This is a genomic window from Klebsiella sp. D5A (assembly GCF_001620885.1).
Classification (GTDB): Bacteria; Pseudomonadota; Gammaproteobacteria; order Enterobacterales; family Enterobacteriaceae; genus Klebsiella; species Klebsiella variicola.
In genome coordinates this window covers 132,710-147,119 of record NZ_LOAR01000011.1, presented here as the reverse complement: position 1 = coordinate 147,119, position 14,410 = coordinate 132,710, and the positions used below count along the sequence as shown (strand labels likewise).

Below are 14,410 nucleotides of genomic sequence, written 5' to 3'. Positions count from 1 at the left end.
GTTGCCATGACGACGTTCCATTCGCTTAAGGTGGCGAGAGTCGAGCCGGAAACCCGCGATGCGGTGACCATCACTTTTGCGATCCCGCAAGCCCTGCAGGCGGAGTACTGCTTTCGCCCGGGCCAGCATCTGACGCTAAAAGCCCGTCTGGGCGGCGAAGAACTGCGCCGCTGTTACTCCATTTGTCGCAGCCGCACGCCAGGCGAAATTAGCGTCGCGGTCAAAGCTATCGACGGCGGGCGCTTTTCGCGCTACGCCCAGCACGATATCCAGCAGGGTATGGAGCTGGAGGTGATGGTGCCGCAGGGGCATTTCGGTTATCAACCGCAGGCTGAACGGCAGGGTGAATATCTGGCGATTGCCGCCGGTTCCGGGATCACGCCGATGATGGCGATCATGAGCGCGACGCTGGCGACCGAGCCGCAAAGCCGCTTCACGCTGATCTACGGCAACCGCAGCAGCCATAGCATGATGTTCCGCCAGGCGCTGGCCGATTTAAAAGACCGCTATCCGCAGCGCCTGCAGGTGATACACCTGTTTAGCCAGGAGTCGATGGACAGCGATCTGCTACAGGGGCGCATTGACGGCGACAAACTGCGCCAGCTCGCTGACCATCTGCTGGATTTTAGCCGTTTCGACGAGGCTTTTATCTGCGGTCCGGCGGCGATGATGGATGAGGCGGAAGCGGCGTTACGTGAACTTGGCGTAGCGGAGAAATCGATTCATCTCGAACGCTTTAATACACCAGGCGGCAATGTGAAGCGCGCCGCCGGCGTGCAGGCGGAAGGGCGCACGGTGACCATCCGCCAGGACGGGCGAGATCGGCTTATCGCCCTCAGCGCCGAAGACGACAGCATCCTGGATGCCGCATTGCGTCAGGGCGCCGATCTGCCGTTCGCCTGTAAGGGCGGGGTATGCGCCACCTGTAAATGCAAAGTGCTACGCGGTGAAGTGGCGATGGCCGCCAATTACAGCCTGGAAGCAGATGAGCTGGCGGCGGGATATGTCCTGAGCTGCCAGTCGTTGCCGACCAGCGGCGATGTGGTGGTCGACTTTGACGCGCGGGGGATGGCATGAGTGACCTGCTGATCCACCGTCATGGCCGGGTGCTTCAGCTGACGCTGAACCGCCCGCAGGCCCGCAACGCGCTGAACAATGCCTTATTAACCCAGATTGCCGAGGCGCTGGAGGCCGCGGCAGTTGATGACAGCGTCGGCGTCTGCGTTATCAGCGGCAACCCGCGTTTTTTTGCCGCCGGGGCCGACCTCAATGAGATGGCGGAAAAAGATCTGCCTGCCACCCTGGATGATATTCGCCCACGGTTGTGGACACGAATTGATGCTTTCACTAAACCGCTCATCGCTTCGGTCAACGGCTACGCGCTTGGCGCCGGCTGCGAGCTGGCCCTGCTGTGTGACCTGATTGTCGCCGGCGACAACGCCCGTTTTGGCCTGCCGGAAATTACCCTCGGCATTATGCCGGGCGCGGGCGGCACCCAGCGGCTGATCCGCAGCGTTGGCAAGGCGCTGGCCAGCCGGATGGTGCTGAGCGGCGAGAGTATTGACGCCCACCAGGCGCAGCAGGCCGGGCTGGTCAGCGATATCCATCCGGCGGCGTTAACCGATGAGTATGCCCTGAAGCTGGCCGCCACCATCGCCCGCCATTCGCCGCTGGCGCTACGGGCGGCAAAACAGTCGCTGCGCCTGTCGCAGGAAGTCAGCCTGCAGGCCGGTCTGCAACAGGAGCGTCAGCTGTTTAGCCTGCTGAGCGCCACCGAGGACCGCCGCGAAGGCATCGACGCCTTCTTACAAAAACGTACACCGGACTTTAAAGGACGCTAATCGTGGAAGCTTTCATTCTCAGCGCAGTGGAACAGGGCGTCATGACCATTACCCTCAATCGCCCGGACCGTCTCAACAGTTTTAACGATCTGATGCATCACCAGCTGGCGGAATGTCTAAAGCAGGCCGAGCGTGATGACGGCGTACGTTGCCTGCTGATCACCGGCGCCGGTCGCGGCTTTTGCGCCGGCCAGGATTTGAACGATCGCAATGTCGACCCCAGCGGCCCGCCGCCGGATCTCGGCCTGTCGGTAGAACGCTTTTACAACCCGTTAGTGCGCCGTCTGGCGGCGCTGCCGAAGCCGGTTATCTGCGCGGTCAACGGCGTTGCCGCCGGCGCTGGCGCCACCCTGGCGCTGGGCTGCGATATCGTGCTGGCCGCGCGTTCGGCCAAATTTGTGATGGCGTTCAGCAAGCTCGGCCTGGTGCCGGACTGCGGCGGTAGCTGGTTCCTGCCGCGGGTGGCCGGCCGCGCGCGCGCGATGGGGCTGGCGCTGCTGGGGGATAGCCTCAGCGCGGAACAGGCCGCGCAGTGGGGAATGATCTGGCAACTGGTGGACGATTCAGAACTGGCGGATACCAGTCTGCAGCTGGCGCGTCATCTGGCGGCGCAGCCGACGTTTGGTCTTGGGCTGATTAAAAAGGCGCTGTTGGCTGCTGAAACCAACAGTCTCGATGCGCAGCTGGATCTGGAGCGCGATTATCAGCGCCTGGCCGGACGCAGCGATGATTACCGCGAAGGCGTCAGCGCGTTTCTGGCCAAACGGCCACCACAGTTCAGCGGGAAATAGGCCATGACAACATCCTTAGCTACCGTGGCGGTGATTGGCAGCGGCACCATGGGAGCCGGTATTGCCGAAGTAGCCGCTGCCGCCGGACATCCGGTGCGTATTTTCGATATTAATCAAACCGCGATTGCCCGGGCGATCGACGGCATTGCCAGGCGTCTGGCGTCGCGGGTCGAGCGCGGCAAGCTGGCGTCAGAGCAGGCCGACGCGCTGCTGGCGCGCCTGCATCCGGCTCACGATTTAGCCGCGCTTGCCGGCGCGGATTTAGTGATTGAAGCGGCCTCTGAACGGCTGGAGGTCAAAACGGCGCTGTTCGCGCAGCTGGCGGAGATCTGCGCGCCGTCAACGTTGTTGACCAGTAACACTTCGTCTATTTCGATTACCGCCATCGCCGCCGGGGTCAAAAACCCGGAGCGGGTGGCCGGGCTGCACTTTTTTAATCCGGCGCCGGTGATGAAGCTGGTCGAGGTGGTCAGCGGCCTGGAGACGTCTGCTGAGGTGGTAGAGCAGCTGTGCCAGTGCGTAAGCGGCTGGGGGAAACAGCCGGTACGCTGCCGCTCAACGCCCGGTTTTATCGTTAACCGCGTAGCGCGTCCGTTCTACGCCGAGGCCTGGCGCGCGCTGGAAGAGCAGGTTGCCGCCCCGGAGGTTATCGATGCCGCTTTGCGTGACGGCGGCGGTTTTCCGATGGGACCCCTGGCGCTGACTGATCTGATTGGCCAGGACGTCAATTTCGCCGTGACCTGTTCGGTGTTTAACGCCTTCTGGCAGGACCGCCGCTACCTGCCATCGCTCCTCCAGCAAGAGCTGGCGCTGGCCGGGCGGCTGGGTAAAAAGAGCGGCCACGGCGTCTATCGCTGGCCCGCGGAGACGCAGCCGAACGCGGCGCTGCCGCCGGTATCTATTGGCGCTCAATCCGTGATGACGATAAGTGACAGTGTCACTGAGCTGGACGAACTGCTGTTGCTGGAGACCGAAGGTGAGACCGCGCTGGCGCTAAGCGTTAAGCATCACCGCCCGGTGGTGGTGTATGACCTGTGCGCCAGCGATACGGTGGTGCTGGCCGCAGCGGCGACCAACGCGCCTGCGGCCACTGATAAGGCCGTGCATTACTTCCAACAGCAGGGCAAGAAAGTCCTGCATATTGCCGATTATCCCGGCCTGCTGGTGTGGCGCACGGTGGCGATGCTGATTAACGAAGCGCTGGATGCGCTGCAAAAAGGCGTCGCCAGCCCGCAGGATATCGATACCGCGATGCGCCTTGGCGTCAATTATCCGCACGGCCCGCTGGCATGGGGAGAACGCCTTGGCTGGCGACGGGTGCTGCAACTGCTGGAGAACCTGCAACACCATTATGGCGAAGAGCGCTATCGTCCCTGTTCCCTGTTGCGCCAGAAGGCGCTGATGGAGAAGCACCATGTGCAATGATGCGTGGCGCAACGCGCGCGTGATGTACGAAAAAGATACCTGCGCCAGAAAGATGGGGATCGAACTTATCGAAATGGACGATGGTTTTGCGCAGATGAGCATGACCGTCTCGGCGGACATGCTTAACGGCCATCAAACCTGTCACGGCGGTCAGCTATTTACGCTCGCCGATACCGCTTTCGCCTACGCCTGTAACAGCCAGGGGCTGGCGGCGGTGGCTTCGGCGGCAAATATTGATTTTCTTCGTCCGGCGTTTGCCGGCGACCGGCTGGTCGCCACCGCAAGAGTCAAACAGCAGGGCAAGCTGACCGGCGTCTACGACATCGAAATTGTTAATCAACAGCAAAAGATTGTGGCCCTGTTCCGCGGCAAATCGCACCGTATCGGCGGCACAATCACGGGAGAAGTGTAATGCGCGACGCCTTTATTTGTGACGGGATCCGCACGCCGATTGGCCGCTACGGCGGCGCGCTGGCCGGCGTCCGCGCCGACGATCTGGCGGCGATCCCGCTACGTGAGTTGCTGAGCCGTAACCCCGGGCTCGACCCGGCAGCGATTGATGATGTGATTTTCGGTTGTGCTAACCAGGCCGGTGAAGATAACCGCAACGTGGCGCACATGGCGACGTTGTTGGCAGGTTATCCGCATACCGTGCCGGGCACCACGATTAACCGCTTGTGCGGATCGGGTCTGGATGCAATCGGTTTTGCCGCCAGGGCGATCAAAGCCGGCGATGCCGATCTGTTGATTGCCGGCGGCGTGGAATCGATGTCTCGCGCGCCGTTCGTGATGGGAAAAGCCAGCGCGCCTTATCAGCGTCAGGCGGAACTCTTCGATACCACGATTGGCTGGCGTTTTGTGAACCCGCTCATGGCGCAACACTTCGGAACTGACAGCATGCCGGAAACGGCCGAGAATGTAGCTGAATTGTTAAATATCAGCCGGATCGATCAGGACGCTTTCGCCTGGCGCAGCCAGCAGCGTACGGCGCAGGCCCAGCGCGACGGCATTCTGGCGCAGGAGATCGTGCCGGTGCAGATCATCGGCAAGAAAGGGGCGGTCAGCGCGGTACGCGATGATGAGCATCCCCGCCCGGAAACCACGCTTGAGCAACTCGCGCTATTAAAAGCGCCGTTCCGTAAAGGCGGAGTCATTACGGCTGGAAATGCTTCTGGCGTTAACGATGGCGCAGCGGCGCTGATTATCGCCAGTGAACAGCAGGCCGCTATCCAGGGGCTCACGCCGCGCGCGCGTATCGTGGCGATGGCGACGGCGGGTGTTGAACCGCGCCTGATGGGGCTGGGGCCGGTACCTGCGGTGCGTAAAGTGCTGGAGCGAGCCGGACTCAATATTAACGATATGGATCTGATAGAGCTGAATGAGGCCTTCGCCGCGCAGGCGCTGGGGGTGCTCAGACAACTCGGCGTGCCGGATGATGCGGCGCACGTGAATCCCAACGGCGGCGCCATCGCGTTAGGTCATCCGCTGGGCATGAGCGGCGCGCGACTGGCGCTGAGCGCCAGCCTTGAGCTGCAACGCCGGGGTGGGCGTTATGCGCTGTGTACGATGTGTATTGGCGTGGGTCAGGGCATTGCCATGATCCTCGAGCGAGTGTGAGCTAATTTACCTGCGAGTACCCTACAATGATAACTACTACAAAATTAGATCCGATTGAAACCGCATCGCGTGATGAACTGCAGGCTCTGCAAACCCAGCGCCTGAAATGGACGCTGAAGCATGCGTATGACAATGTGCCGATGTATCGCCGCAAATTCGACGCCGCCGGCGTGCACCCTGACGACTTTCGGGAATTAAACGATCTGAAAAAATTCCCCTGCACCACCAAACAAGATCTGCGCGACAACTATCCCTTCGATACCTTCGCGGTGCCGATGGAGCAGGTGGTGCGCATTCACGCCTCTTCCGGCACCACCGGCAAACCGACGGTGGTGGGATATACGCAAAACGATATTGATAACTGGGCCAATATTGTCGCCCGTTCGCTGCGCGCCGCCGGCGGCACGGCGAAAGATAAAATTCACGTCGCCTACGGCTACGGCCTGTTTACCGGCGGCCTTGGCGCGCACTACGGCGCGGAACGCTTAGGCGCGACGGTGATCCCGATGTCCGGCGGGCAGACCGAAAAACAGGCGCAGCTGATCCGCGACTTTCAGCCGGATATGATCATGGTGACGCCGTCTTATTGTCTGAATCTGATTGAAGAGCTGGAGCGCCAGATGGGCGGCGATGCCCGCGGTTGTTCATTGCGGGTCGGCGTGTTTGGCGCCGAGCCGTGGACGCTGGCGATGCGCGCGGAAATCGAGCGCCGCCTGGGGATCACCGCCCTGGATATTTACGGTTTGTCGGAAGTCATGGGTCCGGGCGTAGCGATGGAGTGTCTGGAGACCGTTGACGGCCCGACCATCTGGGAAGACCACTTCTTCCCGGAAATCGTCAACCCGGACGACGGTACGCCGCTGGAAGATGGCGAGCATGGCGAACTGCTGTTTACCACGTTGACCAAAGAAGCGCTGCCGGTGATCCGCTATCGTACCCGCGATCTGACGCGCCTGCTGCCAGGAACCGCGCGGACCATGCGCCGCATGGATCGCATCAGCGGGCGCAGCGACGATATGCTGATTATCCGCGGGGTTAACGTCTTCCCCTCGCAGCTGGAAGAGGAGATCCTCAAGTTTGAACACCTGGCGCCGCACTATCAGTTAGAGGTCAATCGCCGCGGTCATCTTGATTCGCTGGCGGTACGCGTTGAGCTGAAAGAGAGCGGGCTGGCGTTAAGTCATGAACAACGCTGCCAGATTTGCCATCAGTTGCGTCACCGCATTAAGTCGATGGTCGGGATCTCCACCGATATTACTATCGTCAACTGCGGCAGCATTCCTCGCTCTGAAGGGAAAGCCTGTCGGGTATTCGACCTGCGTAAAGCGGTGGTCAGCGGTTAATTCTCTCCCCGGTTACCCGGCTGAGGCCTTTACGCCGTAAGCCGGGAATTTCCTGTGCTATGATTCATAAAGGAAAAAAATAACAACAGAATGAATCAGATGAGTAAACTCGACGCCTTTATTCAACAAGCGGTGACGGCGATGCCGATCAGCGGCACGTCATTAATTGCCTCGCTGTATGGCGACGCTTTATTGCAGCGCGGTGGGGAAGTGTGGCTGGGCAGCGTTGCGGCGCTGCTGGAAGGATTAGGCTTCGGCGAGCGCTTTGTCCGCACCGCGCTATTTCGCCTCAATAAAGAAGAGTGGCTCGATGTCGTCCGTATCGGCCGGCGCAGCTTCTATCGCCTGAGCGATAAAGGGCTGCGCCTGACCCGGCGCGCGGAACATAAAATTTATCGCGCCAGTGCCCCGGAATGGGACGGTACCTGGCTGCTGCTGCTTTCGGAAGGCCTGGAGAAAAATGTGCTCGCCGACGTCAAAAAGCAGCTGCTGTGGCAGGGCTTTGGCGCGCTGGCGCCCAGCCTGCTGGCCTCGCCGTCGCAAAAACTGGCCGATGTCCAGTCGCTGCTCCACGAAGCGGGCGTCGCCGAAAACGTCATCTGTTTTGAAGCCCATTCGCCGCTGGCGCTCTCCCGTGCGGCGCTGCGCAGCCGCGTGGAGGAGTGCTGGCATCTCACTGAACAAAACGAGATGTATGAATCTTTCATCTCGCTATTCCGACCGTTACTGCCGCTGCTGCGCGACTGCGACCCGGCCGAGCTGACGCCTGAGCGCTGTTTCCAGATCCAGCTGCTGCTGATCCATTTTTATCGCCGGGTGGTGCTCAAAGATCCGCTGCTGCCGGAGGAGCTGCTGCCGGCGCACTGGGCGGGGCAAACCGCCCGCCAGCTGTGTATCAATATTTATCAACGCGTGAATCCCGGCGCGCTGGCGTTCGTCAGCGAGAAAGGGGAAAGCTCGGTGGGCGAGCTTCCGGCGCCGGGCCCGCTCTATTATCAGCGCTTTGGCGGTTTGCCGGGCGCATAAGGAGGTTGCATGCCGATTTATCAGATTGATGGGCTGACGCCAGTGGTGCCGGAGGAGAGCTACGTCCACCCAACCGCCGTGCTGATTGGCGACGTGATCCTCGGCAAAGGGGTCTATGTTGGACCCAACGCCAGTCTGCGAGGCGATTTTGGTCGCATCGTGGTCAAAGACGGCGCCAATATTCAGGACAACTGCGTCATGCACGGTTTCCCCGGCCAGGATACGGTGGTGGAAGAGGATGGCCACATCGGTCACGGCGCTATTCTGCACGGCTGCGTGATTGGCCGCAACGCGCTGGTGGGCATGAGCGCGGTGATTATCGACGGGGCGGTCATTGGCGAAAACAGCATTGTCGGCGCTTCGGCCTTTGTCAAAGCCAACGCCGAGATGCCCGCCAACCATCTGATTATCGGCAGCCCGGCAAAAGCGATTCGCACCCTGAGCGAACAGGAGCTGGCGTGGAAAAAACAGGGTACCCGTGAATACCAGGTGCTGGTGGAGCGCTGTAAGCAGACGCTGCATCAGGTGGAGCCATTACGGGAAGTGGAAGCAGGGCGTAAGCGACTGGAGTTTGATGAAAACCTGCGGCCAAAAACGCAGCGCTAACTTTCCAGGGCAACCCGGAGGGGCTCAGTGGATTAGTGCTCAGCCAGTTCACGAAAGAACGCCGGGTTGGCCTGGATAACCGCCAGTACTTTTGCTGCCAGGCCTGTCGGGTTGCGCCGCCTGGACTCCCAGCTTTTGATAGTATCCACGCTGGTACCCAGCGCTTTTGCCATTTCCGCCTGCGAAACATTAAGCTGCGTGCGGATGGCTTTCACATCAGCAACTTCATAGCGCGTCGCTCGGGCTGGGGCCTTGTTGCCGTCTTTGATCTCAACAGCCTCTTCCAGGGACGCTTTAAGCTCGTCGAAGTAACCCATTTCAAACCTCATTTTTTAGTCGCCGGGTCAGTTTCCTGAGTTCGTTTTTTTCCGCTGCGCTCAGGCTCTCTTTGGTGTGCTTCGGGTAGGCTAAGACGAGATAGATAATCTCGCGGGTTGCCAGAAAATAAATCACCCGCACGCCGCCGCTTTTTCCCTGTGAGCCTGTCGCCATTCTTATTTTCCGTAACCCGCCGGTATCCTGGATAAGATCGCCGAAATCCGGATTGCCTATGAGTTGCCTCTGCAGTGCCCTCAGATCTTCATCGCTGGCCAGCTGTTTTATCTGGCGGGTAAATAGCGACGTTTCGATAAATTCAATGGCATGACACACGAAAACGCTCCTTGCTAAGGTACCATGTACACCATCGAGTGTACATAGTACGCACTCCTGTTTTTGACCATGACAACGGTTGCCGTCAGCGACCGGGAGTGAGCCAGATTCGCGCGGCGACAGCCATGGTACAGGCTGGTGGCTTAAGGCGTTGGAATGATGTGTGAATTTACGAGGCGGCTCGTAAAAGGGGGATGGGCGAGGGGAAAAAACACTCCCGCCGGGCGGCGGGAGTGGAAATCTTAGGCTGCAACCACGCTGTCGATGGCCGCTTTCGCGTCGGACTGCGCTTTGGCCGCCACTTCCGGGCCGTAAGCGATACCTTCGGCGAACACGAAGTTCACGTCGGTGATGCCGATGAAGCCGAGGAAGGTGGACAGGTACGGGGTGACCAGGTCGGTCGGGGTATCTTTATGGATACCGCCGCGGCTGGTCACGACGACCGCACGTTTACCGGTCACCAGACCTTCCGGCCCTTTCTCGGTGTAGCGGAAGGTGACGCCGGCGCGAGCCACCAGGTCAAAATAGTTTTTCAGCTGCGTCGGGATGTTGAAGTTGTACATTGGCGCAGCGATAACAATCACATCATTGCCTTTCAGTTCGGCGATCAGCTCGTCGGAAAGGGCCAGCGCTTCCTGCTGACGCGGAGTCAGCGGCGCGTCGCTCGGACGCAGGGCACCAACCAGTTCACCATCCAGAACCGGGATCGGATTAGCGGCCAGGTCACGCACGGTGATCTCGTCGCCCGGGTGTTTTTCCTGCCATTGTTCAACAAAATAGTCGGAAAGCTGACCAGATTGTGAGTACCCTGCCAGAATACTGGATTTCAGAACTAATACTTTGCTCATGGGTGTTTCCTTTTTTAATGTGATTGACGGGTCAATGCCCTGGTGCTTGTTGACACTGTATTCACAATCGCGCCACAGAGATAGCGCAATATATCGAATCCTATGTTCAGATTTTTTGAACAAGGCACGGATGCCTCAGATGTGGTACTCTAAGGCAATACTTCAAAAGAGATTTTCCCGGCAGAGCTCTGCCCGATAACGCTATGACAGAACAACAAAAAATCACCTTCCCCCAGCTTTATCAACAGCTCGACGGCCTGATGCTGCGCGATAAAACGCGCTTCGCCCGCCGTCTGCACGGCGTGAAGAAGGTTAAAAATCCTGAATCGCAACAGGCCATCCTCCAGGAGATGGCGCAGGAGATAAGCCAGGCAGCCGGTAAAGTCCTGCTGCGCGAAGCGGCGCGTCCGGCCATCACCTATCCGGAAAACCTGCCGGTTAGCCAGAAAAAACAAGAGATTCTCGAGGCGGTGCGCGATCACCAGGTGGTGATCGTCGCCGGAGAGACCGGTTCGGGTAAAACCACCCAGCTGCCAAAAATCTGCATGGAGCTGGGCCGCGGGCTGAAAGGGCTGATCGGCCATACCCAGCCGCGTCGTCTGGCCGCGCGAACCGTCGCCAACCGTATCGCCGAGGAGCTGCAAACGGAGCCGGGCGGTTGCATCGGCTATAAAGTCCGCTTTAGCGATCACGTCAGCGACAACACCATGGTCAAGCTGATGACCGACGGTATTCTGCTGGCGGAGATCCAGCAGGATCGCCTGCTGATGCAGTACGACACCATCATTATCGATGAAGCGCACGAGCGCAGTCTGAACATTGATTTTCTGCTCGGCTATCTGAAAGAGCTCCTGCCGCGCCGCCCGGACCTGAAAATCATCATTACCTCGGCGACCATCGACCCGGAACGTTTCTCAAAGCATTTCAATCATGCGCCCATTATCGAAGTCTCCGGGCGGACTTACCCGGTGGAAGTCCGCTACCGGCCGATAGTGGAAGAGGCGGACGACACCGAGCGCGATCAATTACAGGCGATTTTTGATGCGGTTGACGAACTGGGGCGCGAAGGGCCCGGCGATATTCTGATCTTTATGAGCGGTGAGCGGGAAATTCGCGATACCGCTGATGCACTGAATAAGCTGGATCTGCGCCATACTGAAGTGCTGCCGCTGTATGCCCGCCTGTCCAACAGCGAGCAGAACCGCGTCTTCCAGCCGCACAGCGGACGACGCATCGTGCTGGCGACCAACGTGGCGGAAACTTCGCTGACCGTGCCGGGCATTAAATACGTTATCGATCCCGGTACTGCGCGTATCAGCCGTTACAGCTACCGTACCAAGGTGCAGCGCCTGCCGATCGAGCCGGTTTCCCAGGCGTCCGCCAACCAGCGTAAGGGCCGCTGCGGCCGCGTTTCGGAAGGGATCTGTATTCGTCTTTATTCGGAAGACGATTTCCTGTCGCGCCCGGAGTTTACTGACCCGGAAATTCTGCGTACCAACCTGGCGTCGGTCATCCTGCAGATGACCGCCCTGGGCTTAGGCGATATCGCCGCCTTCCCGTTTGTCGAAGCGCCGGATAAGCGCAATATCCAGGACGGCGTGCGCCTGCTGGAAGAACTGGGCGCCATCACCACCGATGAGCAGGCCACCGCCTATAAGCTGACGCCGATGGGCCGCCAGCTCAGCCAACTGCCGGTGGATCCCCGTCTGGCGCGCATGGTGCTGGAGGCGCAGAAGCACGGCTGCGTGCGGGAAGCGATGATCATCACCTCCGCGCTGTCGATTCAGGACCCGCGCGAGCGGCCGATGGACAAACAGCAGGCCTCCGATGAGAAGCACCGCCGCTTCCACGATAAAGAGTCCGATTTCCTCGCCTTCGTCAATCTGTGGAACTACCTTGGCGAGCAGCAGAAGGCGCTGTCGTCGAATCAGTTCCGCCGCCAGTGCCGGGTCGATTTTCTTAACTATCTGCGCGTGCGCGAGTGGCAGGACATCTACACCCAGTTGCGCCAGGTGGTGAAAGAGCTCGGCCTGCCGATCAACAGCGAGCCGGCGGAATATCGCGAGATCCATACCGCGTTGCTGACCGGTTTGCTGTCGCACATCGGCATGAAGGATGCCGATAAGCAGGAGTTTACCGGCGCGCGCAACGCCCGCTTCTCCATCTTCCCGGGTTCCGGTTTGTTTAAAAAGCCGCCAAAATGGACGATGGTGGCGGAACTGGTGGAAACCAGCCGGCTGTGGGGGCGCATCGCCGCCCGCATTGAGCCGGAGTGGGTTGAGCCGGTCGCGCAGCACCTGATCAAGCGCTCATACAGCGAACCGCACTGGGAGCGGGCGCAGGGCGCGGTGATGGCGACGGAGAAGGTCACCGTCTACGGCCTGCCGATCGTTGGCGCACGCAAGGTCAACTACAGCCAGATCGACCCGGCGCTGTGCCGCGAACTGTTTATCCGCCACGCGCTGGTGGAGGGCGACTGGCAGACGCGGCATGCCTTCTTCCGGGAAAACCTGAAGCTGCGGGCGGAAATCGAAGAGCTGGAGCATAAATCGCGCCGCCGCGACATCCTGGTGGATGACGAAACCCTGTTCGAGTTCTACGACCAGCGCATTAGCCACGACGTCATCTCCGCCCGTCATTTTGATGCCTGGTGGAAGCAGGCCAGCCGCGAAACGCCAGACTTGCTCAATTTTGAAAAGAGCATGCTGATTAAAGAGGGGGCGGAGCAGGTCAGCAAGCTGGACTACCCGAACTTCTGGCATCAGGGCAACCTCAAGCTGCGGCTTAGCTACCAGTTTGAACCGGGCGCCGATGCCGATGGCGTGACGGTGCATATTCCGCTGCCGCTGCTGAACCAGGTGGAGGAGGCCGGATTTGAGTGGCAGATCCCCGGCCTGCGTCGCGAGCTGATTATCGCGCTGATAAAATCGCTGCCGAAGCCGGTGCGGCGCAATTTCGTCCCGGCCCCTAACTATGCGGAAGCGTTTCTCGGCAGGGCGACGCCGCTTGAGCTGCCGCTGCTTGATTCGCTGGAGCGTGAGTTGCGTAAGATGACCGGCGTGACCATCGACCGCGAGGCCTGGCAGTGGGATCAGGTGCCCGATCACCTCAAAATCACCTTCCGGGTGGTGGATGACAAAAACAAGAAGCTTCAGGAAGGGCGCTCGCTGCAGGCGTTGAAAGACGCGCTGAAGGGCAAAGTTCAGGAGACGCTGTCGGCGGTGGCCGATGACGGCATCGAGCAGAGCGGGCTGCATATCTGGAGCTTTGGTACGCTGGCGGAAAGTTACGAACAGAAACGCGGCAACTATAAGGTGAAAGCCTGGCCGGCGCTGGTGGACGAGCGCGACAGCGTGGCTATCAAGCTGTTTGATAATCCACAGGAACAGCAGCAGGCCATGTGGCGTGGTCTGCGCCGCCTGCTGCTGCTCAACATCCCGTCGCCAATTAAGTATCTGCACGAAAAACTGCCGAACAAAGCCAAGCTTGGGCTCTATTTTAACCCGTACGGTAAAGTGCTGGATCTGATTGACGATTGCATCTCCTGCGGCGTTGATAAGCTTATCGACGAGGCGGGTGGTCCGGTGTGGACGGAAGAGGGCTTCAGTCAATTGCACGATAAAGTGCGAGCCGAGCTCAACGACACGGTGGTGGAGATCGCTAAACAGGTCGAGCAGATCCTCACCGCGGTGTTCAATATCAACAAACGGCTGAAAGGCCGCGTGGATATGACCATGGCGCTGGGGCTGTCGGATATCAAAGCGCAGATGGCGGGTCTGGTGTATCGCGGTTTTGTCACCGGCAACGGTTTCCGCCGTCTTGGCGATACGCTGCGTTATCTGCAGGCGATTGAAAAGCGTCTCGAGAAGATGGCTATCGATCCGCACCGCGATCGCGCGCAGATGCTGAAAATTGAGAGCGTGCAGCAGGCGTGGCAGCAGTGGCTGAATAAGCTGCCGCCGAACCGCCGTGAGGACGACGATGTCCGGGAGATCCGCTGGATGATCGAGGAACTGCGGGTGAGCTTCTTCGCCCAGCAGCTGGGCACCCCGTATCCCATCTCGGACAAACGCGTCCTGCAGGCGATGGAACAGATCACGCCGTAATCCCTTCCTTCCCCCCGCCCGGTGGCGCTGTGCTTGCCGGGCGGGGGCATATCCTGAGGCTGATACTCATCAGTACGCCGCACCCGATAATCTTCCCGCCCCGGATGTGGCCCATACCGGTTCTCCCGGACGTAAAATTAACGGATTCTGAAAATC

At 59.8% G+C, this 14,410-nt stretch carries 13 protein-coding genes; 10 read left to right on the top strand and 3 right to left on the bottom strand.

From position 1 onward, the window contains the following. Positions 1 to 6 precede the first annotated feature (6 nt). The 9 genes from paaE (at position 7) to paaY (ending at position 8,649) form a co-directional block, all read left to right on the top strand. On the top strand, positions 7 to 1,077 hold the full coding sequence (paaE, locus tag AS136_RS17400) for a 1,2-phenylacetyl-CoA epoxidase subunit PaaE (protein WP_008805122.1): 1,071 nt from the start codon (positions 7 to 9) through the stop codon (positions 1,075 to 1,077). Then, positions 1,074 to 1,841: a 2,3-dehydroadipyl-CoA hydratase PaaF gene (gene paaF / locus AS136_RS17395; protein WP_023322515.1), complete on the top strand. Its 768-nt coding sequence runs from the start codon at positions 1,074 to 1,076 to the stop codon at positions 1,839 to 1,841. Before paaE ends, paaF begins: the two co-directional genes overlap by 4 nt. Positions 1,842 to 1,843: 2 nt before the next feature. Next, a complete protein-coding gene (paaG, locus tag AS136_RS17390) occupies positions 1,844 to 2,632 on the top strand; it encodes a 2-(1,2-epoxy-1,2-dihydrophenyl)acetyl-CoA isomerase PaaG (protein WP_023322516.1) in 789 nt (262 codons plus the stop codon). A gap of 3 nt (positions 2,633 to 2,635) precedes the next feature. Then, on the top strand, positions 2,636 to 4,057 hold the full coding sequence (locus AS136_RS17385; protein ID WP_023322517.1) for a 3-hydroxyacyl-CoA dehydrogenase: 1,422 nt from the start codon (positions 2,636 to 2,638) through the stop codon (positions 4,055 to 4,057). Continuing rightward, positions 4,047 to 4,469: a hydroxyphenylacetyl-CoA thioesterase PaaI gene (gene paaI, locus AS136_RS17380; RefSeq protein WP_023322518.1), complete on the top strand. Its 423-nt coding sequence runs from the start codon at positions 4,047 to 4,049 to the stop codon at positions 4,467 to 4,469. The genes AS136_RS17385 and paaI overlap by 11 nt, the downstream gene beginning before the upstream one ends. Further along, complete coding sequence (gene pcaF / locus AS136_RS17375) at positions 4,469 to 5,674, top strand: 3-oxoadipyl-CoA thiolase (RefSeq protein WP_023322519.1); 1,206 nt, start codon at positions 4,469 to 4,471, stop codon at positions 5,672 to 5,674. Before paaI ends, pcaF begins: the two co-directional genes overlap by 1 nt. A gap of 26 nt (positions 5,675 to 5,700) precedes the next feature. After that, positions 5,701 to 7,017, top strand: a complete 1,317-nt coding sequence (gene paaK, locus AS136_RS17370) for a phenylacetate--CoA ligase PaaK (protein WP_023322520.1) — start codon at positions 5,701 to 5,703, stop codon at positions 7,015 to 7,017. A gap of 99 nt (positions 7,018 to 7,116) precedes the next feature. Continuing rightward, on the top strand, positions 7,117 to 8,043 hold the full coding sequence (gene paaX, locus AS136_RS17365) for a phenylacetic acid degradation operon negative regulatory protein PaaX (protein WP_162493262.1): 927 nt from the start codon (positions 7,117 to 7,119) through the stop codon (positions 8,041 to 8,043). Positions 8,044 to 8,052: 9 nt separating this feature from the next. Further along, complete coding sequence (paaY, locus tag AS136_RS17360) at positions 8,053 to 8,649, top strand: phenylacetic acid degradation protein PaaY (RefSeq protein WP_008805114.1); 597 nt, start codon at positions 8,053 to 8,055, stop codon at positions 8,647 to 8,649. A gap of 32 nt (positions 8,650 to 8,681) precedes the next feature. Here the strand turns inward: paaY and nadS are convergent, their stop codons facing one another. From nadS to azoR, 3 genes are all read right to left on the bottom strand, one after another. Next, a complete protein-coding gene (gene nadS / locus AS136_RS17355) occupies positions 8,682 to 8,966 on the bottom strand; it encodes a NadS family protein (RefSeq protein ID WP_023297513.1) in 285 nt (94 codons plus the stop codon). Between the two features lies 1 nt (position 8,967). After that, positions 8,968 to 9,300: a type II toxin-antitoxin system RelE/ParE family toxin gene (locus AS136_RS17350; RefSeq protein WP_008805112.1), complete on the bottom strand. Its 333-nt coding sequence runs from the start codon at positions 9,298 to 9,300 to the stop codon at positions 8,968 to 8,970. 242 nt (positions 9,301 to 9,542) lie between these two features. Continuing rightward, positions 9,543 to 10,148: an FMN-dependent NADH-azoreductase gene (gene azoR, locus AS136_RS17345; RefSeq protein WP_002902889.1), complete on the bottom strand. Its 606-nt coding sequence runs from the start codon at positions 10,146 to 10,148 to the stop codon at positions 9,543 to 9,545. 203 nt (positions 10,149 to 10,351) lie between these two features. Between azoR and hrpA the strand changes: the two genes are divergently transcribed. After that, positions 10,352 to 14,254, top strand: coding sequence for an ATP-dependent RNA helicase HrpA (hrpA, locus tag AS136_RS17340; protein WP_012541924.1), 3,903 nt, complete (start codon positions 10,352 to 10,354; stop codon positions 14,252 to 14,254). The last annotated feature ends 156 nt before the right edge of the window (positions 14,255 to 14,410 follow it).

Bases quoted from the DNA above. Each gene is read 5' to 3' on its own strand.
- paaF (WP_023322515.1), top strand. From the start codon at position 1,074: ATGAGTGACCTGCTGATCCACCGTCATGGCCGGGTGCTTCAGCTGACG.
- paaI (WP_023322518.1), top strand. From the start codon at position 4,047: ATGTGCAATGATGCGTGGCGCAACGCGCGCGTGATGTACGAAAAAGAT.
- pcaF (WP_023322519.1), top strand. From the start codon at position 4,469: ATGCGCGACGCCTTTATTTGTGACGGGATCCGCACGCCGATTGGCCGC.
- azoR (WP_002902889.1), bottom strand. From the start codon at position 10,148: ATGAGCAAAGTATTAGTTCTGAAATCCAGTATTCTGGCAGGGTACTCA.
- nadS (WP_023297513.1), bottom strand. From the start codon at position 8,966: ATGGGTTACTTCGACGAGCTTAAAGCGTCCCTGGAAGAGGCTGTTGAG.
- paaK (WP_023322520.1), top strand. From the start codon at position 5,701: ATGATAACTACTACAAAATTAGATCCGATTGAAACCGCATCGCGTGAT.
- AS136_RS17385 (WP_023322517.1), top strand. From the start codon at position 2,636: ATGACAACATCCTTAGCTACCGTGGCGGTGATTGGCAGCGGCACCATG.
- paaY (WP_008805114.1), top strand. From the start codon at position 8,053: ATGCCGATTTATCAGATTGATGGGCTGACGCCAGTGGTGCCGGAGGAG.
- paaE (WP_008805122.1), top strand. From the start codon at position 7: ATGACGACGTTCCATTCGCTTAAGGTGGCGAGAGTCGAGCCGGAAACC.
- hrpA (WP_012541924.1), top strand. From the start codon at position 10,352: ATGACAGAACAACAAAAAATCACCTTCCCCCAGCTTTATCAACAGCTC.
- paaX (WP_162493262.1), top strand. From the start codon at position 7,117: ATGAGTAAACTCGACGCCTTTATTCAACAAGCGGTGACGGCGATGCCG.